Annotated in this window: 23 protein-coding genes; 11 read left to right on the plus strand and 12 right to left on the minus strand. The window is 42.2% G+C overall.

Annotation, left to right across the window (positions count from 1 at the left end; genetic code table 11):
* Positions 1–55: 55 nt before the first annotated feature.
* The gene (gene lgt, locus H4W00_RS03305) at positions 56–940 is read right to left on the minus strand and encodes a prolipoprotein diacylglyceryl transferase (protein WP_209956223.1); all 885 of its coding nucleotides are present in this window, start codon (positions 938–940) and stop codon (positions 56–58) included.
* A 327-nt stretch (positions 941–1,267) separates the two neighbouring features.
* Here lgt and H4W00_RS03310 point away from each other — a divergent pair, with 327 nt between their 5' ends.
* Entirely contained in the window at positions 1,268–2,236 is a 969-nt protein-coding gene (locus H4W00_RS03310) for an NRDE family protein (RefSeq protein WP_209956224.1), read from the plus strand.
* A gap of 169 nt (positions 2,237–2,405) precedes the next feature.
* Here H4W00_RS03310 and H4W00_RS03315 read toward each other — a convergent pair whose 3' ends face one another.
* Positions 2,406–2,924: an RNA pyrophosphohydrolase gene (locus H4W00_RS03315; protein ID WP_209956225.1), complete on the minus strand. Its 519-nt coding sequence runs from the start codon at positions 2,922–2,924 to the stop codon at positions 2,406–2,408.
* A 433-nt stretch (positions 2,925–3,357) separates the two neighbouring features.
* On the opposite strand from H4W00_RS03315, the gene H4W00_RS03320 reads away from it, so the two are divergent.
* Together H4W00_RS03320 and H4W00_RS03325 are read left to right on the plus strand one after the other, a co-directional pair.
* Positions 3,358–3,771 carry an OsmC family protein gene (locus H4W00_RS03320; protein WP_209956226.1) on the plus strand — a complete coding sequence of 138 codons (414 nt, stop codon included), beginning with the start codon at positions 3,358–3,360 and terminating at the stop codon, positions 3,769–3,771.
* A gap of 14 nt (positions 3,772–3,785) precedes the next feature.
* Positions 3,786–4,211 carry an MAPEG family protein gene (locus H4W00_RS03325; protein WP_209956227.1) on the plus strand — a complete coding sequence of 142 codons (426 nt, stop codon included), beginning with the start codon at positions 3,786–3,788 and terminating at the stop codon, positions 4,209–4,211.
* A 92-nt stretch (positions 4,212–4,303) separates the two neighbouring features.
* On the opposite strand, the gene H4W00_RS03330 is transcribed toward H4W00_RS03325, so the two are convergent.
* From H4W00_RS03330 to H4W00_RS03360, 7 genes are all read right to left on the minus strand, one after another.
* Positions 4,304–5,368 (minus strand): tRNA dihydrouridine synthase, encoded by a 1,065-nt coding sequence (locus H4W00_RS03330; RefSeq protein ID WP_209956228.1) that lies wholly within the window; start codon positions 5,366–5,368, stop codon positions 4,304–4,306.
* 119 nt (positions 5,369–5,487) lie between these two features.
* On the minus strand, positions 5,488–6,984 hold the full coding sequence (locus H4W00_RS03335) for a UvrD-helicase domain-containing protein (RefSeq protein WP_209956229.1): 1,497 nt from the start codon (positions 6,982–6,984) through the stop codon (positions 5,488–5,490).
* A gap of 222 nt (positions 6,985–7,206) precedes the next feature.
* Positions 7,207–7,944 carry a twin-arginine translocase subunit TatC gene (gene tatC, locus H4W00_RS03340; protein WP_442966457.1) on the minus strand — a complete coding sequence of 246 codons (738 nt, stop codon included), beginning with the start codon at positions 7,942–7,944 and terminating at the stop codon, positions 7,207–7,209.
* A 155-nt stretch (positions 7,945–8,099) separates the two neighbouring features.
* A complete protein-coding gene (tatB, locus tag H4W00_RS03345; RefSeq protein ID WP_334684859.1) occupies positions 8,100–8,930 on the minus strand; it encodes a Sec-independent protein translocase protein TatB in 831 nt (276 codons plus the stop codon).
* 49 nt (positions 8,931–8,979) lie between these two features.
* Complete coding sequence (gene tatA, locus H4W00_RS12700) at positions 8,980–9,297, minus strand: Sec-independent protein translocase subunit TatA (protein ID WP_209956231.1); 318 nt, start codon at positions 9,295–9,297, stop codon at positions 8,980–8,982.
* Positions 9,298–9,503: 206 nt separating this feature from the next.
* Positions 9,504–10,385 carry a phosphoribosyl-AMP cyclohydrolase gene (gene hisI / locus H4W00_RS03355; protein WP_209956232.1) on the minus strand — a complete coding sequence of 294 codons (882 nt, stop codon included), beginning with the start codon at positions 10,383–10,385 and terminating at the stop codon, positions 9,504–9,506.
* Positions 10,386–10,544: 159 nt separating this feature from the next.
* Positions 10,545–10,976, minus strand: coding sequence for an acyl-CoA thioesterase (locus tag H4W00_RS03360; protein WP_209956233.1), 432 nt, complete (start codon positions 10,974–10,976; stop codon positions 10,545–10,547).
* Positions 10,977–11,618: 642 nt separating this feature from the next.
* Between H4W00_RS03360 and rpmI the strand changes: the two genes are divergently transcribed.
* From rpmI to H4W00_RS03395, 7 genes are all read left to right on the plus strand, one after another.
* Positions 11,619–11,816: a 50S ribosomal protein L35 gene (rpmI, locus tag H4W00_RS03365; RefSeq protein WP_209956234.1), complete on the plus strand. Its 198-nt coding sequence runs from the start codon at positions 11,619–11,621 to the stop codon at positions 11,814–11,816.
* A gap of 91 nt (positions 11,817–11,907) precedes the next feature.
* Positions 11,908–12,264 carry a 50S ribosomal protein L20 gene (gene rplT, locus H4W00_RS03370; protein WP_209956235.1) on the plus strand — a complete coding sequence of 119 codons (357 nt, stop codon included), beginning with the start codon at positions 11,908–11,910 and terminating at the stop codon, positions 12,262–12,264.
* 347 nt (positions 12,265–12,611) lie between these two features.
* Positions 12,612–13,667, plus strand: a complete 1,056-nt coding sequence (pheS, locus tag H4W00_RS03375) for a phenylalanine--tRNA ligase subunit alpha (protein WP_209956236.1) — start codon at positions 12,612–12,614, stop codon at positions 13,665–13,667.
* A gap of 107 nt (positions 13,668–13,774) precedes the next feature.
* Positions 13,775–16,186 carry a phenylalanine--tRNA ligase subunit beta gene (gene pheT, locus H4W00_RS03380; RefSeq protein ID WP_209956237.1) on the plus strand — a complete coding sequence of 804 codons (2,412 nt, stop codon included), beginning with the start codon at positions 13,775–13,777 and terminating at the stop codon, positions 16,184–16,186.
* 355 nt (positions 16,187–16,541) lie between these two features.
* Positions 16,542–16,841 (plus strand): integration host factor subunit alpha, encoded by a 300-nt coding sequence (locus H4W00_RS03385; protein ID WP_209956238.1) that lies wholly within the window; start codon positions 16,542–16,544, stop codon positions 16,839–16,841.
* 553 nt (positions 16,842–17,394) lie between these two features.
* Complete coding sequence (locus tag H4W00_RS03390; protein ID WP_209956239.1) at positions 17,395–17,901, plus strand: BLUF domain-containing protein; 507 nt, start codon at positions 17,395–17,397, stop codon at positions 17,899–17,901.
* Between the two features lie 67 nt (positions 17,902–17,968).
* Complete coding sequence (locus H4W00_RS03395) at positions 17,969–18,406, plus strand: BLUF domain-containing protein (protein ID WP_209956240.1); 438 nt, start codon at positions 17,969–17,971, stop codon at positions 18,404–18,406.
* Positions 18,407–18,513: 107 nt separating this feature from the next.
* Here H4W00_RS03395 and H4W00_RS03400 read toward each other — a convergent pair whose 3' ends face one another.
* The gene (locus tag H4W00_RS03400; protein ID WP_209956241.1) at positions 18,514–18,852 is read right to left on the minus strand and encodes a hypothetical protein; all 339 of its coding nucleotides are present in this window, start codon (positions 18,850–18,852) and stop codon (positions 18,514–18,516) included.
* Between the two features lie 433 nt (positions 18,853–19,285).
* Here H4W00_RS03400 and ypfJ point away from each other — a divergent pair, with 433 nt between their 5' ends.
* A complete protein-coding gene (gene ypfJ / locus H4W00_RS03405) occupies positions 19,286–20,164 on the plus strand; it encodes a KPN_02809 family neutral zinc metallopeptidase (protein WP_209956242.1) in 879 nt (292 codons plus the stop codon).
* Between the two features lie 231 nt (positions 20,165–20,395).
* Here the strand turns inward: ypfJ and H4W00_RS03410 are convergent, their stop codons facing one another.
* A complete protein-coding gene (locus tag H4W00_RS03410) occupies positions 20,396–20,629 on the minus strand; it encodes a glycine zipper 2TM domain-containing protein (RefSeq protein ID WP_209956243.1) in 234 nt (77 codons plus the stop codon).
* Between the two features lie 469 nt (positions 20,630–21,098).
* Positions 21,099–22,367: a transcription termination factor Rho gene (rho, locus tag H4W00_RS03415; RefSeq protein WP_209956244.1), complete on the minus strand. Its 1,269-nt coding sequence runs from the start codon at positions 22,365–22,367 to the stop codon at positions 21,099–21,101.
* Positions 22,368–22,727 lie beyond the last annotated feature (360 nt).

The raw sequence follows: 22,727 nt of genomic DNA on the forward strand, positions 1-22,727 counted from the left end.
GCTCTTTTGTATTATTAAAGTGCAGTATCAAAAATGGTATTCAAGGAAAGAGTGCTTAATAAGCAGATTGCTTACCCCAATCATAAATACCGCGCTTATAAGCATAGACCAGGAGAATAAAGCCAAGGATTATCATCGGTGCCGACAATATTTGCCCTTTGGTCATCCAACCTAACAACACAAAGCCTTGGTCGGCATCCGGCTGGCGGAAAAACTCAATGATGAAGCGGCTTACTCCATATCCCAATAGGAACACAGCCGTCGCTGCCATACGTGGGCGTGGTTTAGAGGAATACCACCATAAAAATAGAAACAATAATAACCCTTCAGCAAAGGCTTCATACAGCTGTGAAGGGTGACGAGGCAGTAGATACTGACCATTTACCTCAATCATCAGCTCTTGCATGGCAGGATTGGTTTGTAGCTGTTGCATATCAAAGGAAGCCGCTTGCGGGAAGTAGGTCAACCAATTATAACCACCATCAGAAACTCGGCCCCACAGCTCAGCATTGATATAGTTACCTAAGCGCCCGAAAAATAGACCTGTCGGCACGCAAGGAACGACAAAGTCGAATACTTGAAACGGGGTTTTTTTATACTTACGCGCAAAGAACCACATACCTAACATGACACCGATAAAGCCGCCATGGAACGACATACCCCCTTCCCATACTCTTAGAAGATAGGCGGGGTTTTGCAGCAACTCACCAAACTGGTAAAACAGTACATAACCGATACGGCCGCCTAATATCACCCCTAACGCGCCGTAGAACACTAGGTCGGAGACCATATCAGTTGTCCAGTTATCACGCTTAGTACTGCGATACCATGCCAGCCCATAAGCGGCTGCAAACGCCAGCAAATACATCAGCCCATACCAATGGACTTCGATTGGCCCAACCGCTAATGCTACAGGATCATACTGGGGATGAATCATCATAAGGGAATCATAATATTGACAATAAGATGCCGTTCATAATAGCAAAAATCACTCCTCAGGCATACTATCATTGCGACTTTGAACAAGTTATGATCCACTGCTGATCAAAGCGTCAAAGCGCTGCAATAACGAGGTGAGGAAACTGATAAGTGTAGCCCATCAGTATTTGCTCACGACTGATAGAGATTAGATTAGACAGAATAAAGCTATGTTATAGTCCATACTGAAATAATTAACAATGTTTGGAATAGCCGTTGTCGAATCAATCAACGTTGAAGTAACTGTTATTGAATTATTTGTCAATTAAGTAATAACTTAGGAAATGCTATGTGTGTTGTCGCCATTGCTTGGCAATTATCTGATGAATTACCACTGATATTACTGTCTAATCGCGACGAGTTTTTGCAGCGTCCAACTGAGCTGCTACATCAATGGCCAGACCAGCCTATCTATGCTGGCCGTGACTGTCAAAGTGGCGGTACTTGGTTAGGTATTCATCAGCAGCAGGATTTGTCTCAAGAGCAAATATCGCAAAAGCTAGCGTCATCAGTTGTTGATAATAAAAATGATATTCAACAAGGCGATCAACAAGGCGATCAACAAGGCAATCAACAAGGCAATCAACAAGGCAATCAAAATCAATGTTATAAACAGAATGGTCGCTGGGCGGCGGTGCTAAATTTTCGTGATGGGGTGCAGGCAAGTTCTGATGAGCGCTCTCGCGGCGAGCTCGTCACTGGTTTTTTGACCGGTACCATGAGTCCGATGGCATTTGCACGGCAAATTAGCCTACAGGACTATGCTGGCTTTAATTTAATTATAGGCGATACCCAGCAGGCCGTAATCGTCAATAACCGCGGTCATGCACCGATGGCATTGCATGCAGGCTTGCATGTGTTTTCTAACGGCCAGCCTGAAAGTGATTGGTTTAAGACCGAACGGCTACGCGGAAGGCTACGCCAAGAAGTGTTGCCACTGATTGCTGAAGACAGTATGTTCGAGTATTGGCAAGACGCTGCCTTTAGCGCACTGTCTGATAACATGCCAGCGCCAATAGACCAGCTGCCAGATACTGGGTCCGGTATCGATATCGAGCAAGCCTTATCTGCCATCTGTATTGAGCCGGCAGCTTTAACAGATCTTAAGAGTGTAATGCCAAACTACGGCACGCGCACTCAAAGCATACTAACCCTCAAGGCAGTAAGTCTTGATAAAAACGAGGATGATAACAGCGTCACTGAATCAAAATTCATGACAACGCTTATCAGTCGCGAGTTCAACTGTGATAGTAGCTAACGTTTAGTAAACTTAATTGAAACCTGATAGAAGTCGCTTTTTTAAAGTAATAAACCCAGCACAAATAAAAATGTCCACCCTAGTATCTAATAGTTGTTAGATGCTAAAACAGACATTTTTTTAAACTATTTTTGGTCTTAAAAAAAACTACTTATTATTGAAAATAAATTTATAGCGATAAGTGATGGTCCTGTTCAGGAATAATAAGCTCTTGCTTAAGGGGCAGTTCACGCACCAATTCTTGCAAGGCGCGGCGATATACCCCACGTTTAAAATGAATCACTTGTCCTAGTGGATACCAGTAGCTGACCCATTGCCAATGGTCGAATTCAGGCTTCCCCTCATCAAAGCGAATATGTTGGGTATTTAGCTCATCTAGGCGCAGCAAAAACCATTTTTGTTTTTGCCCAATACACAGTGGATATTGTCCATGACGCACATAGCGCTTTGGCAGACGGTAACGCAGCCAATCTTGCGTTACCGCCAGCAAGTCCACATGACGCGGATGTAAGCCGACCTCTTCCCAGAGCTCGCGATACATTGCATCCGTTGGTGTCTCCCCGCGGTCAATACCACCTTGAGGGAACTGCCAAGCATTGTGACCAATACGTTTTGCCCACAGAACCTGCCCTTGTGTATTTGCCAAGATAATACCGACATTGGCACGAAAGCCGTCTGCATCTATCATGACTAAACCTTTCAAATTGTTTAAAAAACCGCTTATTTCAACATAATAGAGGTACAACAGTCATAGTTATTATAAGGTGACTGATATTATTACCATATCAAAATAAGATTCATTGCCATTATTAAACCAAGAAACGGCCAAAATGTGTAACAATATTTTGCTATAAAATGTTTCAGAAATTTAAATATTTAAAATCAAAGGGTTACCATGCTATTTCTCAAACGTTTTTACAGCTTTGGTTCAATACTATATTAGTCCACTATACATAGTTTTTGATCTGGTTCATTGGTCAGATAAAAGGTGTTATGGAAGATGACAGTTGTTCTATAAAATCCTGTTTTGGCTTATGCTACACTAGCGTGTATCGCAATTATTAAACAACGAAAAACCATCCAATTGGCTCAATCAGTGACTTAAAAAAGGATCGTTAACAATGGCAGAATCAAAAGCAAGCGTCACGTGGCAAGAAGACAAAGCTTTTATGGGGGTGTCTCCATCAGGACATGATGTGCAAATTGATGCTGATAAAGGAAAGGGCTCAAGCCCAATGGAGCTGATCTTGTTGGGGCTGGGTGGTTGTGCCAGTTATGATGTGGTGGCGATTTTACAAAAGTCGCGCCAAGAGTTAGTTGCTGTGCGTTGTGAGATGACGGCTCAGCGTGCAGAAACCGTACCCGCGGTATATACCGACATCCATATGCATTTTGTGGTGACTGGCCAAGACGTCAAAGACAAGCAAGTAGAAAAAGCCATCGAGCTGTCAGCAAAAAAATATTGTTCAGCCAGTCGGATGTTGGTACAAGGTGGGGTGAATATTACCCATGATTTTGAAATCATTGCAGGGTAGGGGAACACATACTAATGAGTATATTATTTGGATTTATCCCTGACACAGCAGCGGCAGCGATCTGGGCCATGGTGGTAGCCAGTTTACTACCGTTAGCATTTGCCATATTGTCTAAAATCCTTGGTGGCTTTAATCTAGCAGACAATGAGCATCCGCGTAATTTCTTGCAGCACACCACTGGTAGGGCTGCTCGCGCTAATGCCGCACAACAGAACAGCTATGAGACGCTACCTATATTTTTAGTTTCGGTATTGGTTGCCATGCTGTTCTTTGTGCCGCAAGTCATTATTAATAATCTAGCCTGGTTATACGTCATTATCCGTATAGGGTTTGGTGCTGCTTATATCACCAACTTAGCGACTTTTCGCTCTATACTGTGGGGACTATCGATCGCGTGTTGTCTAATGCTATTTTACTTAGCCATCAGAGTTAGCGCTTAGCCTTATGGTTTCTACAATGAAAGTCGCTATTTATTAGGGCGTATTGAATGTTCAACACGCCCTAATAATATACAGTAATAATATGCTTATCATTACTGCGCGCTCATTTTTAGCGCAGTAATGATAGCAGTTTTATTTTTCTCACGTTTAATATCGTCCCACAAGGTTTGCGCCTCGCTATAACCTTTAGTCAGCATACCCAACCACTGTTTATAACGACCTACCAATATCACCTCGCTCTTGGCTTGACCTTCTAAGAACTTAATTTGATGGGGTATCAAGGCCTGCCATGATAACTCTCTAGCATTGCCTGCAGTAGTGTTTACTGAGTTATCTGCTGAGCTATTTATTAAGTTATCCATTAAGTTATCTACACGCGCTACTAAATCCGGACGAGTAACCGCCCCACGACCTAGCATCAAATGCGCTGTACCAGATTGTTGCATACAAGCGTGTGCTTGCTCAGTGGTCCAAATTTCACCGTTAGCGATTACGGGTATCTTGAGCGAGTTAAACGTTTGAATTTTTTCCCAATAGGCGGGTGGCTTATAACCCTGCGTTTTAGTGCGGGCATGAATGGTTAGCCAATCTGCACCACTATCGGCGATAGCGCTGCGAATATCATCCATCCTAGAAGTATCGGTATAACCCAATCGAATCTTTGCTGAGACCGGAATATGAGCGGGGACGGCTTGGCGTACGGCTCTGATAATATCATAGAGTACGGCAGGCTCATCTAACAGTACTGATCCGCCCCGATGACTGTTCACAGTTTTGGCAGGACAACCAAAATTGATATCAATAGCAGGCGCACCGAGCTCACAAGCATAAGCGGCATTTTCTGCCATTAATTGTGCTTCGCTGCCTAATAGTTGGACATGAATAGGGGTGCCGATAGCAGTTTTGGCATCATTATGTAGTTCAGGTACGTATTTATAAAAAACATGTGCCGGTAATACATGCTGGGTCACCCGAATAAACTCACTAACTGACCAATCATAAGGACGCCCCAAATCATAGGCAATTTGGGTTAGGATTTGCCGCATTAAAGGATCGGACAAGCCTTCCATAGGTGCCAATAAACGGACTGGCTGCGAAAACAGTTGCTGTATCTTATATTGCACGGGTAATAAATCAGGGTGTTGAGTATTGTTCATTAGAGTCTGTTCATCTATGCTTATTCGGTGGCGTTTATGTATAAAGTTAATGATGTTCAAATTAGGCTAACTAATAATTATATAATTATAAAATTTAATAGTTAAAAGCTACTTAAATATTAACGGCCATAAATTACTTTTTTACCGGCTTGTAGCCCTGAGATTAGGCTTTGAATATTATGAATATCTAAATTGCTTTGGGCACGTGTGCAAGCCACATACAGTAAGCGTAATTCTTCAGGGCTGATCTTAATCCCATTGGTCGTCACATCATAATAAAAGTCATCATCGAGTTGCACGCGCCCCCATTCAAGGCCTTTGGCTTTATGGGCGGTTGAGATGACGTAATCTGCATTTTCAATACTGGACAAGCTATTAACAGCTTGAGTGAGCACATTGGTACCATGGTCATCAACCAGCTTCACCAAGGTCTTGAGATCGCTGCCTTCAGAGGTTTCAGAATATTCTTGCACATCCGACCAGTTATAAAAATAAGCCAGCTCAGGCACGCCATAAGCAGATTTACCATTTTTCAAGTTTTCTGCTGCCTGACAGAACTTAAGCATGCGATCTGTATCCGCTTGTAGCGCCACACGGTGACCCAGTTTAAGTCCGGTCAATAATTGTGACATAGCGGCAGCATTGGTACGGCAAAGAATGGCATCTTTTTTACTATGTACTCTACCTTTTTCAGTAGAGGAATGCTTATTGGGATTGCCTATTAGGGGTACATCTTCTTGCAGGGCCTTTAATAAAGTATTGGCAACCTCAGCAATCGGTTCACCAAAGCGAAAGGACTGGGTCAATAAGGTTTGCGGTAGGGGTAGTTTTTTCATAGCATTGACCGCACCGCGCCACTCATAAATCTGCTGGTGGGCGTCACCAACATAAATAACTTGCCTCGGCTGCTGGGTCAAAATCCCCATCATTAATGGATCAGCATCTTGGGCTTCATCAAATAAAATAAAATCAGCTGGAATACTAGGTTTGGATAATGCCCAAAGCTTTAGATAAATGTCATGACCGATACCGGCCGGATGGCGCGCATCGATAGACTGCAACCAGCGTTGCTCAACTGAAGGATAAAGCATCTCGCGTAGCTGCTCAGCGTCAGACTCATCAAGCCAGCTTGGAAATAGCAAATGCCTTGGGGCTGGATAACTGGCATGAGTACTACAAAAGTTACTCACGGCATCACTGACGAAGCGTGCCAGTCTCGCTGGTGTCAGGGTAATGTATTTCTTTATCCCATCCATTTGTCGGCGGACTTGTACCGGTTGTAAACCTAAATCATCACCGAGTCGCTTAGGTGAAAAGCGTGGTAGCGACAGTTTGGCGGTTATATCGCGAGGAACATGTCTATAAGCGAGTGAATGAAAGGTGCGGCAATCCACATGCGATGGGAATTTCTGCCGGGCATCATTAGCAATGGCTTTGTTAAATGCTAAATATAAGCCGCGACCACGCAGTCGCTCGCCAATAAGTTTTAGCGTAGTCGTCTTACCTGCACCCGCATAGGCCACCACTTTAAATGACTTTTGGTCCATCGCCATATTGAGCGCATTGAGCTGCTCATCGGTGGGGTTGGTCATATAAGCGGGCATAGATGCGGACATAATAATGTTACCTAAAATACTAAAACATGGCTATAAAGTAATGGGGGTAAAAAAAGCCACTGAATAGACAATGGCTGACTGTTGAATAATGATTGTGACAGTAAGTAAGGGTAATAAACAGTAAATTAATAGGGACGTTGATAAGTGAGTGAGCAATAATAACCAACGAATTTTTATATTTATTATCGAATAGTTTTGTTTTATAACCAGTTATTTATGGTTTCAGACCTCGTGGTCTGGTGATAACTCAGTATCGCTATCTTCTTTAATCAATACTTTTGCTAAAAATAATCCCAGTTCAAACAATAACCACATTGGAATTGCCAACATTAACATCGACACGCCATCGGGCGGTGTGACCACGGCAGCAACCGCAAAACAACCGACAATAATATAACGACGCTTATCTTCTAGGGTCTGAATGGAGACGATGCCGACTAATATCAACAGCAAGGTCACCACCGGAATCTCAAAAGTTATCCCAAAGACCATAAATAATTTTAAGGCAAAACTCAAATAACTATCAATATCAGTCATCGGTAATACGTTCTGCGGTGCGAACATGATAAAAAACTTTAATACCCCTTTGAGTACCACAAAGTAGGCAAAAGCGACCCCAGCATAAAATAAAAATATCGAAGACATTAAGACAGGAATGGCAATTTTCTTTTCTTTTTTATATAAGCCAGGAGCGACAAATGACCAAATTTGATACAAAATATAAGGCATCGCAAAGAACGCTGCAACAAATACGGTCAGGCGTATCGGTGCCATAAAGTTGGAGGTAATGTCAGTCGCAATCATAGTCGAATTAGCGGGCAGCTGCGCGACCAAGGGGTCTGATAAAAAGTTATATAAGTCGCGTGAAAAACCTACTAACACTAAAAATATTAGTAAAACTGCCACACATATTTTAATCAAATGCACTCGCAGCTCAATCAAGTGCTCGGTAATTGGCATGTCAGCAAGCGTACTTAATAGGTCGTCAGACTTAGCACCGCTGGCAGTATCTGTTTGGGTGTTTGTACTGGCCTTGGATGTATCGATTTTAGGTGTATTGGCTTCTGCGTCTGCTAATTTTTCTTGTCGACTTTTTTGTCGTTTAAATAGACCCATTAATCCACCTCCTGTTTGTGCAAAGAGGGAGGCTTATTTGGTTGATGAGTTAAGGTATCTGCTGCAATCGTATTTGCTGAAATGTCACCTGAGCGATCATCACCTGAGCGATCATCACCTGAGCGATCATCACCTGAGCGATCATCACCTGAGCGATCAACCAGCACTTTTTTATTTAAACCCGTATGCAGTAGGATATCAGCTTGATAGTTAGGGAGGTAGGGAGGTGAGGGTAGACGACGGGCTTTGTCATAGGCACCAAGACGAAACCACATATTCTCCCATGGTTTGGTAATAATGGGCTGAATGGTTGGATTGGGGTTTTTCGCCACATTTTCATTACTGACATCATTGTCATGGCTGGTATCGCTGCCATCGAGTCCATCAGCTCCAGATGAGGGTGTCGCTGGCGCTTGACTGTCTCGCCCTTGAGGATAATCTCGATCTTGCTCATAGGAATAATCAAACTCTGCTGGTATAGGCTGCTTTTTCTCAGCTTGATTCTGATGAGTAGTGGTTTTAGGCGTGGCTTTTAGCTCTTTATTTTGCGAAGACTCAAACTCTTGCATACTGCCACGCATTTCTGCTATTTCACGCTTCATATCCGCTTCAGTCTGGCGAATTTTGGCAAGTTCATTTTGCATTTGTTGCCGGGTTTCAGCCAAATCAAGCTCAGCTTCTATCTCGGACTGGAGGGTGGATACTGTTCGACGAATTTTGGCATACCATTTTCCAGCCGTACGCGCTGCCTGAGGCAGTTTTTCTGGGCCTAGGACTATTAAAGCAATGACGCCAAACAAGAGTAACTCAGAAAATCCAATATCAAACATAATGGTGAAACATCGCTATTTAAACGCAGTAGTTAAGAGAGTGTACATCTTATACCTGGTGCTTATCATCGGCAGGGGCGGGACTGATATCAATGTCATCAATTTTAGCGCTATCAATATTATTATTATCAATACTAGCGCTATCAATACTAGTGTCAGACGAGGTGTTTGGCGCGCGCGAGCTGGCATCATGGTCAAGAACATGATGTTTCTTCGCCTGCTCTGTATTCTCGTCCTTGACCGCCTCTTTAAAACCTTTTACTGCACCACCTAAATCTTTACCAGCATTTTTAAGTTTGGCAGTGCCAAATACGACAACCACCACAACCAATAAAATCAGCCAATGCGTAATGGAAAAACTACCCATAACGGTATCCTTATATTTTGGTGAAACCACTCTAAGTATTAGTATTTTAAGTTTATCAGCCCAATGATAACTATCAAATATTAAAGTTTGATGTCAACGGTTATCGGGCTAATCATTTTATAGGTAACAAAGCTTATTATAACGTGCGCGGTCGTCAAAAAGGTGAAAACAACACTAATCGCACACGGCTAGTAGTTAATCTACCATTACCGAGCAGCTTTTTCATCAATACCTGATAAGCCAAAGCGCCGTCCCAACTCAGTCAATACGGTATCTGACTCAATGTCGAACCATGCCAGTCCCACTAAAGTATGAAACCAGACATCCGCTACTTCATAGATCAGCTCATTACGCGCCGCATCATATTGCGCTTTGCCTGTTTGCTCATTACTACTGGCCAAGTCTTTGGCCGCAATGATACTTTCGGTGGCTTCCTCACCTACTTTCTCCAATATTTTATTGAGACCGCGAGCGTATAAGCTGGCCACATAAGAGCTATCGGCATCAGCGTGCTTACGCTCAGCTAACACCTGATCAAGCTGCTGCAAAATAGATTCCGCGCGATTTTTAGCAGTGCTAGCAGTTTCGATTGCGACACTGGCCTGACTAGTAGGACTAGTATCAGCAATTTGAGGGCTCGTATTAGCGGATTTATCTACGCTATGTTTATCCGAGTAATGGTCCTTTGCACTATAAATATCAGCAGGATCCTTGATGACCTTATCGACGGTCTGCCAAGTTGGCTCTGATCCTGTCACATCTAGGCGCTGATAAAAACAAGACTCGCGTCCAGTATGGCAAGCGATACCGCCAACTTGGGTAACACGAAGGACGATCACATCTGCATCACAGTCCAGGCGAAGGTCATGCACGTGCTGAGTATGACCTGAGCTTTCGCCTTTATGCCATAGTTTAGCGCGTGAACGTGAAAAATAAACGGCAGTCTGGGTCTGCGCTGTCAACTGTAGTGCTTCGGCATTCATCCAGGCCATCATCAAAATACGTCCCGACTGCTGATCTTGTGCAATTGCAGGAATCAGTCCGTCAGCGTTGAAATTTATCGCAGTCAACCAAGCAGGTAAAGTCATAATCTATCTGTCATCTTGTGAGTAGTGAATGAATAGTGAGAGTGATAATAAGTAAGTCACAATTAAACTTGTGGCATAAAGTCTGTGTTACTAAAAGATTGGGAGCTAATTTTTAATGGCAAGGTTTAAGGTAGCATCAGACCTTAAACGGCTATAGCTCTAACGGAGCTCTAATGCGGTTTTGATGGTGGTATTAAGCGCCGTCACTTTATTCGAGCGAAAGTCGAAATTGATAAAGTGCAGTCGCGCTCTTGCCACCAAAGAGCCATCATGCATACGAGTAACTTTAATCATGATATCGCCATCGTTATCAGACAATCGCTCAACGCCCACCTCAAATAATAGCTCCTCACGCACGCGTACACGGCCATTAAAGCTGAGCTGCAAGTTATTAACGAGTAAACCTTGATAGTCAGCATCAATCTCTTTAATACTCCTAGAGTGCAAAAAACGTTGCCGTGCTTCAGTCAATAATGCAGTGAGAGATTCAAGTGTCAAATGTTGACCCGCATCGATTTCAGTGTTGCGCACGCGCATAACCGTTTCAAAGACAAACACTTCATTATCGAAAGCTAGCTCTTGGTCTGACACTATGATCTCCTACATTTTATACATAATGACTTATATTTTATAAAGACTTATATTTCATAATGACTTATATATAATGATTTGCGCCTAGCGTACAAGCGCCCGGGATGCGGGATGACAGTATCGTAATTGTCTATGACCACACAATAGCTAGCCCGCTATTTTATACCCCTACTATTTTCACATATGGTGCAGCAAGCTATGGTTTGTAAGTTTATATGCAAACTCTGTTACTACTTAAACATAGCTTAAGCTGACATACAATCTATTTAGGTGTGAGCGGTTGGATTAATTATCACCTCTAAAAGATGGCTTTAATTATACCTTATCTGCAATTTCATAAAAAAATAAATTCAATATAAGTGCTTAAATATAAGTGCTTAATGGTCAAGTGAAAGGGTTGTGTATCAAGGGCGGAACCAATAATTGGTATTGGGCTATACAATTTTACTGCTTAACAGTAGCTCATGTTAGTAAATGCTTATAGAGCATGCTAAAACTTTGCTTGGCAAAATAGTCTCACATCTGCTAAAATAGCGCCTCCCACCTCGAGGCAAATAGAGGGTTAGTTGCTATTTAAATAAAGCATACTAACATCTGTTATTTGACGACCAGGTTCTAACAAAGATAAAGAGGCAATCACTCATGAAAGTGAAGATGAAAACCAAACGCGGTGCCGCCAAACGCTTCAAAAAAACAGCGAACGGCTTCAAGCGCAAGCAAGCATTCAAAAGCCATATTTTGACCAAGAAATCAGCTAAGCGTATTCGCCAGTTGCGCGGTCTTAAGATGGTGGACAAGTCTGACGAATCAGCAGTTCGTCGTATGTGCCCATACATCTAATTGACTATTGTCATCTACATTTTATTTGACTTTGCAATCTGACAACTTTGTTTGTCGCTTAATACTGATTAAAAATATCTTGGAGTAAGTTATGGCCCGTGTAAAACGTGGTGTACAGGCAAATCGCCGTCACAAAAAAATCTTAAAGCGTGCAAAAGGCTACTACGGTGCCCGTTCACGTGTTTACCGTGTAGCGGTACAAGCAGTAACTAAAGCTGGTCAATATGCATATCGTGACCGTCGCAATAAAAAACGTACTTTCCGTCGTCTTTGGATTGCTCGTATTAATGCTGGTGCACGTTTAAACGGCCTAAGCTATAGCCGCTTTATTAACGGCATGAAAAAAGCCAACATCACTGTTGACCGTCGCGTACTTGCTGACATCGCCATGCATGATGCAGTTACTTTTAGCGCCTTGGTCGAAAAAGCAAAAGCGGAATTGGCATAAATATTTACCCTATTTGAGTGCTTAATTCATAATATTGTAGGTTATCCTACAAGTTAAGAGTCATTAGTATTTAAATAAGTCGGGTCAATATTAATTGATAATACTATGTTAATAAAAGCTACCGCTGGTCGGTGGCTTTTTTTATATCACTTATTCAAATCACTGATTTGCATTAATGATTTGCATTAATGATTTGCATTGGTACTTAATTTTCTTTATGGTCGTCTAAATATTCAAGCCATTGTTTTCAATAGTTTTTGTTTGAAAAATGATTGGATAAATGGTTTGTAATATTTGGTCACATCCTTACAACTAATAGTTTGTTTAAATCAGGAATGATGCGTCTTATGACTACCCCTGCTGTTAACGCCGATTTATCGGTGCTACCGACCTTATCCTCTGAGCTAAATGAGCTTAATGAAGAACAACTGACCCATTTTGCGAGCTCAGCTGAAAACTTGATCGCACAAGCTGCTGAAATCAGGGCGCTGCAAGAGTTACGCGTGCAACTTACGGGTAAAAAAAGCCTGTTAACCGGCTGGTCAAAACAGCTAGGCAAGCTTGATAGCGGCGATAAAAAAACTTATGGCGGCTGGTTACATCAAGTGCGTAGCCGTATTCAGCAGTCGCTTACCGAACAGCAGCAGTCGTTAGAGATTGCAGCTCTGAACGCCAAGTTGGAAGCCGAGCGTATTGACATCACCTTGCCGGCGCGCGGTAGTCAAAAAGGCCATTTGCATCCGGTGACCATGATTACCCAGCGTATGCAGCAGTTTTTTATCCAAGCTGGCTTTAATGTGGCGACTGGCCCTGAGGTTGAAAGTGACTATTACAACTTTGAAGCGCTAAACATTCCGTCGCATCATCCAGCTCGTGCCATGCATGATACTTTTTATTTTGATGCGCACTATCTATTACGTACTCACACCAGTCCAGTACAGATTCGCACCATGGAACAAACTGCGCCGCCCATTCGTATTATCTGCCCAGGCCGTGTGTATCGTAATGATTCAGACCAAACTCATTCACCGATGTTCCATCAGCTAGAAGGCTTGATGGTTACTGAGTCGAGTACCTTTGCTGAGTTAAAAGGCTTAATTAGCGAATTTTTACAGGCGTTTTTTGCCAAAGAGCTGACGGTACGTTTCCGTCCGTCATTCTTTCCGTTCACTGAACCATCGGCTGAAGTCGATATTTTAGATGATAATGGTAAATGGCTTGAGGTAATGGGCTGCGGTATGGTGCATCCACAAGTACTGATCAACTGTGGTATTGATGCGGATAAGTACACCGGCTTTGCTTTTGGGATGGGTATTGAGCGTTTTGCAATGCTATATTACGGCATTGATGATTTGCGTTTATTCTTCCAAAATGACGTGCGCTTCTTAAAACAGTTTGGCTAAACCAGTTAAGTGTTCTAAGCACACGAAGACCAGTACTGACACACAAATAGCGCCGCTGTAACGGCAGTTTTATTACATTTATTTTGATATTTTGATCCGAGATATTTATGAAAATTAGCGAACAATGGCTACGTCAATGGGTAAACCCTGCTAACACTAGTGAGCAGCTGGCCGAACAGCTAACTATGGCGGGGCTTGAGATTGATGATCGCTATGCCGTTGCACGTCCATTTAGTGGTGTGGTGGTCGGTGAGGTAATCAGTGTCGAACCGCATCCTGACGCCGATAAACTGCGCGTGACCCAGGTCAATATTGGTAGCGATCAGCCGTTACAGATTGTTTGCGGCGCGCCCAATGTTCGCGTTGGTATGAAAGCGCCGGTTGCCACTGTTGGGGCAGTATTGCCCAGCAATGATAAAGCGGGCTTCCATATTAAAGCCAGCGAGCTACGCGGTATTGCTTCAAATGGCATGTTATGCGGCGCTTCTGAGATTGATTTGACTGATGCACTAGATGGTTTGCTCGAGCTGCCTGATGATGCACCGATTGGTACTGATATTCGCGATTATCTAGGGCTGGACAATCAAATATTTGATATCTCTATTACCCCCAATCGCGGTGACTGTTTTAGTGTGCGTGGTATTGCTCGCGAAATATCGGTCACTAATGATTTACCTATGCAGCTGCCCATTATTTCTACTGCTGAACCAACACCTACTAATCATGCTGTCGGCGCGCCTACGGTAACAGTAAGTGCTACAGAAGCGTGCCCGCGCTATTTATTGCAGTCTATTAATAATATTGATCGCAGTATTGACAGTCCAAAATGGCTGCAAGATGCGCTGATTCAGTCAGGGCTACGCTCGCACAACTTCTTAGTTGATGTGACGAATTACATACTGATGGAACTTGGACAGCCGCTACATGCCTTCGATGCCGATACTATTGTTGGTGATATTATTGTTCGTTTAGCGCAGCCACAAGAAAGCGTGACTCTTCTTAATGAACAAACTATTAGCCTAACTGGCGATGAACTAGTAATCGCTGATGATAAAGGCGTACTGGCGCTGGCTGGTATCATGGGTGGTCAGCGTAGTAGTGTCACGAATAGCACCATTAATATTGTGTTGGAGAGTGCATTTTTTAGTCCATTGGCTATCGCCGGGCGTGCGCGTCGCTTTGGTCTACATACTGATGCTTCACAACGTTTTGAGCGTGGAGTTGACTTTGAATTACCAGCGTTGGCGCTGGCACGTGCTTGTCATTTGATTACCAGTATTACCGGCGGTCAAGCAGGGCAAGTAGCCACTGTTGAGCATCGCAATCACCTACCTGCACGCACACCGATTATCTTGCCGATAGCCAAGGTTGCTGCTGTTATTGGTATTGATATTGAACCAGTAATAATGATACGCATTTTAACCCAGTTAGGATTTATCGTAGAACAACAAACGGATTCATTGATCTGCACGCCACCATCGTACCGCTTTGACATGAGTATCAAAGAAGATTTGATCGAAGAAATTGCTCGTATTTATGGCTATGATAATATTCCTAGCACCTTGCCGCACTTGCAAGTTAGCATGGATTATGACGATACCGCAGATTTGACTCATGAGATGAAACTAGCGCTGGTCGATACCGGTTATATGGAAGCCATCAGTTTTAGCTTTAGTGATGCTAAGTTAGAAGCATTGATCGATGATGAAGCATTAGGTGAAGTATTAGCACTTGCCAACCCGATCTCTAGTGATTTAGCAGTGATGCGCCGTACTTTATTATCTAGTTTATTACCTTGCGTACAATACAATCTTAACCGTCAGCAATCACGGGTACGATTTTTTGAGACTGGTCTTAGCTTCGTGGGTCACAGTGTTAGCGAGTTGGTGCAAACACCTAGTATGGCTTTGGTAGCGGTCGGTGATATTTGGGATGAGCAAGCCTATCAAAATCGCGCGATAGATTTTTATGATCTTAAGCACGATGTTGAACAGCTGCTACCCACACAGCTTGATAGCGCACGCATTCGCTATGAGCGTAGTGAGCTAGACTTTTTGCATCCTGGTCAAAGTGCTAAGTTTTATATCGATAATCATTACATCGGTTGGTTGGGTCAACTGCATCCCAACACGGCCAAACAGCTCGATCTACCAGCAACTTGGGTCGCGCAATTGGCGTTAGCCCCGTTACTGACCCTAGCTCGTGAGCAACACCCGATAGCAACACCAAGTAAATTTCCACAAGTGCGCCGTGATATAGCTATTTTGATAGATAGTGATATTAGCTTACAGATCTTACAGGCAACCATACGTGAGACTGCAGGTAAGCTGTTGACGAATTTATGGTTGTTCGACATCTATCAAGGCGAGAATGTGCCAACTGGTCAGCGTTCATTAGCATTTGCGCTAATATGGCAAGACAGCACACAGACCTTATCTGATGAGGTAGTAAAAGCTGCAACTGACACCGTTATTCAAGCACTGACTACACAGCATGGCGCGCAGCTTCGTGACAGTTAATATTAAGTCATACTTCAAGCTTTTGTTGCTATAGTTAAAATACCTTAAAAATGCGACGGTACTGCGGGTATAAGCTTTTTGCAGCCTCTGTCTGCGTAGGCACAGCAAGCAAGAAAAACGTATGCCAGCAGTAGGTTATGTATTGATATTACTTCTTATTGACTATATAAGACCTTACTTTAAATGAAATAATAAAGACCATGATGGCCAAAAACCAGTTAACTGCTTATTAATAAAGGATTTTGTGGAAGACTTTATTAATAAGACTGCAAAAAACCTTTATAATAGCCATGATCAGTAATTGTATCGCCGAATAATAAAACCCGCCATCACGACATAGCATAGGAGTCGTACTGTGAGCACCCTAACCAAATCTGACATGATTGAGCATTTGATGAGTCAGCTCAACTTAACTCGCCAAGAAGGGCGCTGTTTGGTGGAGAATTTTTTTGATGAATTGACAGAAAACTTAATCGATGGCAAAGAGGTAAAGCTTTCAGGTTTTGGTAATTTTGAGCTTAAAGATAAAAATACCCGCCCAGGCCGTAACCCAAAAACAGGTGAACCGGTTGCGGTCTCTGCACGTCGGGTAGTCACCTTTAAAACTGGTCAAAAATTTCGTCAAAAAGTTGACGAGCATTTATTTGATGTGTAGTTAGTAATTGCAACTATCAATAAGCCGAAACCTACTTGTTGATAAAAATTCCATGAGTGGATTTAGGTTTTAGCTTTTGACTAATACAAAACTGACGTAGAACCAATAGTTCAGTACATATTGGCTCTTAGATCTATAATAACTATCTTTTAAGAGAGGCTTAGCGTATTAACGCTAGGCCTTTTTATGTTTCAGAGTGTAGGGTCTCAAGCAACCAGTACGTCTCTAAGACAGTGCTGAGCTAAAACAGTGCTGAGCTAAAATCATGCGTTCGATTTAAAAATAAATAATAGTGATGCATTTTGATTAAACAGTGACGCTGAACTTTAGGTGTCGATTTGATGCTAAGCTTGGCAGTCCACAGCCAAAAACACGACGGCTATTACTTTTACAATGAACTGTTCAAATCATAAAATATCTAAGACTAATTAAGATACACTATAGTCAGACTTAGCCGTTCACATTGAAAAACAACCCTTTAATGACAATTATTATAGCTATTCATTAGGCTGTATAGTTTGACAAAAATATAGCCAATCAAACGGAGTATCTTATGGAACTAGAACTAGCTGAGCGTTTAGAAAACAGCGATTTGAATAGCCGGGATGGTGAGCATATCATCTTGCGTTTGACTTATATTAGTCGTTATAACGATCTTAACGCCAATGTCGAAGTAGCACGTATTCTTGCACAAGCGCAACGCAACAATGAACGCAATGGCATTACGGGTGCTTTGGTACTAAATGAAAACTATTTTCTTCAAAGTATCGAGGGTGCAAGACCAGTTATTAATGGGTTGTTACGAAAGTTAGTCAAGGATGACCGGCATTTTTCATTACAGGTTATTGAATGTTGCGAAGTTGAGCAGCGGCGTTGGAGTAAGTGGTCAATGAAATATCTAACACCTAGCGACCAAAATAACGAATATGTACTTAAATTCTCAGCGGGTACTAGCTTTAACCCTTACCTGATGAGCAGTTCTCAGGTCATGATGTTCATTGACACGCTATCGAAACTCCAAGAAAAAGAAGAAAAGCGTGCCTTTAAGAAAAGGTTTTAGTGCTTAGTCCGTAAATCAGACTCAGTAGCACCGATAAGTTTTAACTGTATTATATAAGAGGCCCCATATGGCACAAATAACTTCAGATGCACACACTTTAGTGAATATGACCTATGTTAGCCGCGCAAACTTAGATTTATCACCGAAAGCACTTGGTGAAATCTTGCAGCAGGCACAGAAGAACAATACTGCGAACGGTATTACCGGTATGTTAGTTTTCAATAATAATTATTTTTTGCAAACCATTGAAGGGCCAAGAGCGCAGATTAACCGCTTATTATATGCCTTAATTTTAGATCAGCGACATCATGATTTACAGTTACTTGAAACCCGTGAATTAAAGCATAGAGAGTGGTCCAAATGGTCGATGAACCAGGCTTCTCTTAATGAACAGAATGCGGCAGTTTATCTCAAATACTCTACCACTGCTGATTTTAATCCGTACTTGATGAGCGCTGAATCCGCACGCGGCTTAATGACTGAGCTTAGTGTTCAACGAAGCTAGTGAGGTGAGCAATAAAGCAGGCATCAAAAAAGAGAGCATAGGCTCTCTTTTTTATTTATAGTATTAGACATCCATTATAATCTTAGCGACCATAATAGTAATAAAAATTACTGAGCTGGTTCTTCAACAACAACGTCATCAGCTGCGTCAGCGGCTTCAGTATCGCCAGCCATAGTGCCGTCAACAGGTACTTCAGCATCCATTTCAGTAGTCGCAGTAGCGGCTTGAGCATCAGCAATTTCAGCTTCAGCAGTAGCAACAGCAGCATCAGCTTCAACAGTAGGCTCGCCGTCAACAGCAGCTTCGTCTAGCTCTTGTGAAGCATCTTGCACTTCTTCTTGCGCGTCAGATAAATCTTCAGCAGCGTTTTCTTTGTTGCTGTCACAGGCAGTTAAGCCCATAGTTGCAGTCATAATACCAGCTAGTGCAAGTAATTTAAGTTTCATACTATATTCTCCGGAAATTGAAATGAGCCGTAGCAGCAACGAGGGGTTGAAACTTCGATATATCTCGAATTTCCGACTCCCTTTAGTCACAGCTACTCAGCTTTCACGCATTCTATATCTTTTTTTTTCAAAAGAAAAGAGTTACTACACTTTGGTAACAATAAAGTAGTAAACGTCGTTTCTCGAGTTTGCTTTGATATAAGTTTTAATACAATATTTTAAATCAATTTAAGTATACTTAACAAAACTGCTGCTTTTTCAGCTAGATTTATCATATTTTATATCATTTAACATGATTTGAAATCACTCGTCTCAAAAATCTTAAGTGATCTAGAATATAAATAAAGTCTAAATAAGTTCTAAATCAAGTTATTAAGATAAATAACTATTGAAATACTTAACAGCAGGTAACGTATAGCTAAGGAAGAACGCTATGAAGTGGCAAGGCAGGCGAGGTAGCTCTAACGTCCGCACAAGTAGTGGTGGTGGCAAGGTGATTGGTGGTGGTATTGGCGGTATTATTATTGCTGGTATTCTATGGTTAGTGTTTGGCGTAAATCCAATGACCGCGCTACAGACTGGTCAAGTTGTAGCGGGCGGTGGTACCAATACATCGACTGAACCTGCCAATGATGATAGCCGTGATACTCAGTTTGTTGAAGTAGTGCTTGCTGATACCGAGGCGGTTTGGCATCAAGTATTTAATGAAGGCGGTGGCACTTATCAAGAGCCCTCATTAATCTTGTTCAATGGGCAAGTCAGCTCTGCCTGTGGTAGCGCTACAGCAGCTACTGGTCCATTTTATTGCCCTGGCGATCAGACTGTGTATTTGGATACCTCGTTTTTTTCAGAGATGCGCCAAAACCTGGGTATAACTGGAGACCAACAAGGCTCAGGCGATGAAGAAAATCAGGGGAAAGCTGGCGACTTTGCTCAAGCTTATGTTATCTCACACGAGGTTGGTCATCATGTCCAGACTTTGTTAGGTATTACTCAGCAGGTTAATGAAGCCGGTCGTCAAGTCACGCGAGCGCAGGCTAATAATTTATCGGTATTGCAAGAATTACAAGCCGATTGCTTTGCAGGGGTTTGGGCCAATCGGAATCAGCAGCGTGTACAGTTCTTAGAAGCGGGTGATATTGATGAAGCGTTAAGTGCTGCCGGTCAAATTGGTGATGATCGTCTAGCTCGCGCTAGTGGTCGCGCTGTAACGCCAGATAGCTTCACTCATGGTACCAGTCAGCAGCGCATTAATTGGTTCACGCGCGGCCTTGAGAGTGGTAATGTACAATCATGCGATACCTTTAGTTAGTGGGGCCATATAGTAGTAGTGGGGCCATATAGTAGCGGGGTCCCCTCACTGTGGGAAAATACGGTTAAAATAAATGCCAACTAAAAAAAGCCTGCAATCAAGATTGCAGGCTTTTTTTCTAGTTCTATCTATATAATAACTACAATTATAATAACTAAAATTATAGTAACGACAATCGTTCAACTAAAAAAACTCAACGAATGCTAATTACTTAAATTGTTAGATGGTCATTTAATTCTGGTCAATAATGTAACCACCTGCGCCACCTAGTGCAGCACCAGCTAATGCACCACGAGCGATATCCTTGCTATCGCCTTTACTTCTGATAAGTGCACCGGCAGCAGCGCCAGCAGCAGCACCTTTAGCCGTATTACTAGCATTGCCAAATGGACCAGAGTTACAGCCACCCATGATAAGAGCTGAGCTTGTAATAGCAGTCATTGCAAGAGTTTTAGCGAACTTCATATTGTCACCTATTAGGTTGTCAAAATTAAATAAAATATTTCTATGGCTACAGGTTCTGACAAGGTCTAACCTTAGAACAAGTTCTAACAAGCCAGTTTTAAGGCAGACGAGATCAAAATTTTTGGTAATCACTTCGACTTCATTTATAAATTAATTTCTCGCATCACAATAGATTAATAGTTATAAATTAATTAAGTGGCTGGAAAGTCATATTAATCAATAAAGTAGAATCGTACTGTGTCTAATAGTAAACTATTCACTTGTTATTGGTCGTAGTAGAAACGCTAATCTTTGCAAAGACTCTGTAAGAGATGTTACTTCAACATATCATTGGTTTTGGTTTTGCTTAATGTTATTGTATTTGCATTATCAATACGCTAATTTTTTTGTAGAAATTACTAAAATTCAAACTAAAAAAGACCGCATTAAAGCGGTCTTTTTTCACTAAATAATAGAAACTAAGTTAATTTTAGTTTTGTGACTTACGCTTCATTTGCTCAAAAAATTCATCGTTGGTTTTAGCTTCTCTGAGTCGGTCGAGTAAGAACTCAGTCGCTTGTACACCATCCATCGGTTGGAGCAGTTTACGTAAAATCCAAACTTTACGCAGTTTATCTTCATCAAGTAAACGTTCTTCTCGGCGTGTACCCGATCTTTTAATATTGATCGCTGGGAAGACACGTTTTTCAGCTAAATCACGATCTAGAGTGATTTCTTGGTTACCGGTACCTTTGAATTCTTCAAAGATAACGCTATCCATTTTACTACCAGTATCAATAAGGGCACTGGCAATAATGGTTAAGCTGCCACCTTCCTCTACATTACGGGCAGCACCAAAAAAGCGTTTTGGGCGTTCAAGTGCATTAGAATCTAGACCACCAGTTAATACTTTACCTGATGATGGAATAACCGTGTTGTAAGCGCGAGCAAGACGAGTAATAGAATCTAGTAAGATCACTACATCTTGTTTGTGTTCTACTAGGCGTTTGGCTTTTTCGATAACCATTTCAGCCACTTGTACGTGACGCTGCGGTGGCTCATCAAAAGTTGAAGCGACTACTTCACCACGTACTGTGCGTACCATTTCGGTCACTTCTTCTGGACGCTCATCGATCAGTAAGACGATCAGATAACACTCAGGATTATTACGAGTAATGGATTGCGCGATAGTTTGTAGCAGCATTGTTTTACCGGCTTTTGGCGGTGCCACAATAATAGAGCGCTGCCCTTTACCAATGGGTGCAATCAAGTCAATGATTCGACCCGTCAAGTCCTCAGTGGTACCGTTGCCAAGCTCAAGCTTAAGATGCTCAGTGGGGAATAGTGGGGTTAAATTCTCAAAAATAAGCTTATGACGTGAGCGATCTGGGGTATCAAAGTTGATCTCGCCAACTTTTAATAGCGCAAAATAACGCTCAGAGTCTTTTGGTGGGCGAATAGTGCCAGCAATACTGTCACCAGTCTTTAAGCTAAAGCGTCGAATTTGACTTGGGCTGACATAAATATCGTCAGGACCAGCTAAATATGAGCCTTCAGATGAGCGCAAAAAGCCAAAACCGTCCGGAAGCACTTCAAGTACGCCGTCACCATAGATGGCTTCGCCGTTACGGGCATGCGTTTTTAGGATAGCAAAAACAATGTCCTGTTTACGGCTACGCGCCATATTATCAAGACCCATGTCTTTGGCAATGGCCAATAGCTCAGCGATTGTTTTCTTCTTTAATTCAGTTAGATTCATAGATAGGTCATTAGCAATTTATCGGGTGAGAATTGCCAGTAGCTGGACAACCCACGACATTGATTAATATAACGGAAGTGTAGCAATAGGGTATGTACACGGAGTTGAGTTTTGAGATAGTATTGATTTTTACGTATTAATTTATCACCGGCTGCACACATTGTGGCAGGATGACAAAAAGTGAATATAGAGAAGGTGACATAAGAGTCAAAGAAAAGAACTCAAGATCAATAACTTTATTCAGTAATTATGCTTAATGACAACAATTGTATTTTTTGTTGATAAACACTGGGAGAATAGCGACAAGGTACTTATGAAAACAGTTATGTTTCCCTTGTCAGCAGACTATACGGTTATCAT

This window comes from Psychrobacter sp. PL19 (genome assembly GCF_017875835.1).
Taxonomy (GTDB): domain Bacteria; phylum Pseudomonadota; class Gammaproteobacteria; order Pseudomonadales; family Moraxellaceae; genus Psychrobacter.

Excerpts from the sequence above, each read along its gene's own strand:
- lgt (WP_209956223.1), bottom strand. The coding sequence starts at position 940 with ATGATGATTCATCCCCAGTATGATCCTGTAGCATTAGCGGTTGGGCCA.
- H4W00_RS03310 (WP_209956224.1), top strand. The coding sequence starts at position 1,268 with ATGTGTGTTGTCGCCATTGCTTGGCAATTATCTGATGAATTACCACTG.
- H4W00_RS03315 (WP_209956225.1), bottom strand. The coding sequence starts at position 2,924 with ATGATAGATGCAGACGGCTTTCGTGCCAATGTCGGTATTATCTTGGCA.
- H4W00_RS03320 (WP_209956226.1), top strand. The coding sequence starts at position 3,358 with ATGGCAGAATCAAAAGCAAGCGTCACGTGGCAAGAAGACAAAGCTTTT.
- H4W00_RS03325 (WP_209956227.1), top strand. The coding sequence starts at position 3,786 with ATGAGTATATTATTTGGATTTATCCCTGACACAGCAGCGGCAGCGATC.
- H4W00_RS03330 (WP_209956228.1), bottom strand. The coding sequence starts at position 5,368 with ATGAACAATACTCAACACCCTGATTTATTACCCGTGCAATATAAGATA.
- H4W00_RS03335 (WP_209956229.1), bottom strand. The coding sequence starts at position 6,984 with ATGTCCGCATCTATGCCCGCTTATATGACCAACCCCACCGATGAGCAG.
- tatC (WP_442966457.1), bottom strand. The coding sequence starts at position 7,944 with ATGCCAATTACCGAGCACTTGATTGAGCTGCGAGTGCATTTGATTAAA.
- tatB (WP_334684859.1), bottom strand. The coding sequence starts at position 8,930 with ATGTTTGATATTGGATTTTCTGAGTTACTCTTGTTTGGCGTCATTGCT.
- tatA (WP_209956231.1), bottom strand. The coding sequence starts at position 9,297 with ATGGGTAGTTTTTCCATTACGCATTGGCTGATTTTATTGGTTGTGGTG.
- hisI (WP_209956232.1), bottom strand. The coding sequence starts at position 10,385 with ATGACTTTACCTGCTTGGTTGACTGCGATAAATTTCAACGCTGACGGA.
- rpmI (WP_209956234.1), top strand. The coding sequence starts at position 11,619 with ATGAAAGTGAAGATGAAAACCAAACGCGGTGCCGCCAAACGCTTCAAA.
- rplT (WP_209956235.1), top strand. The coding sequence starts at position 11,908 with ATGGCCCGTGTAAAACGTGGTGTACAGGCAAATCGCCGTCACAAAAAA.
- pheS (WP_209956236.1), top strand. The coding sequence starts at position 12,612 with ATGACTACCCCTGCTGTTAACGCCGATTTATCGGTGCTACCGACCTTA.
- pheT (WP_209956237.1), top strand. The coding sequence starts at position 13,775 with ATGAAAATTAGCGAACAATGGCTACGTCAATGGGTAAACCCTGCTAAC.
- H4W00_RS03390 (WP_209956239.1), top strand. The coding sequence starts at position 17,395 with ATGGAACTAGAACTAGCTGAGCGTTTAGAAAACAGCGATTTGAATAGC.
- H4W00_RS03395 (WP_209956240.1), top strand. The coding sequence starts at position 17,969 with ATGGCACAAATAACTTCAGATGCACACACTTTAGTGAATATGACCTAT.
- H4W00_RS03400 (WP_209956241.1), bottom strand. The coding sequence starts at position 18,852 with ATGAAACTTAAATTACTTGCACTAGCTGGTATTATGACTGCAACTATG.
- ypfJ (WP_209956242.1), top strand. The coding sequence starts at position 19,286 with ATGAAGTGGCAAGGCAGGCGAGGTAGCTCTAACGTCCGCACAAGTAGT.
- H4W00_RS03410 (WP_209956243.1), bottom strand. The coding sequence starts at position 20,629 with ATGAAGTTCGCTAAAACTCTTGCAATGACTGCTATTACAAGCTCAGCT.
- rho (WP_209956244.1), bottom strand. The coding sequence starts at position 22,367 with ATGAATCTAACTGAATTAAAGAAGAAAACAATCGCTGAGCTATTGGCC.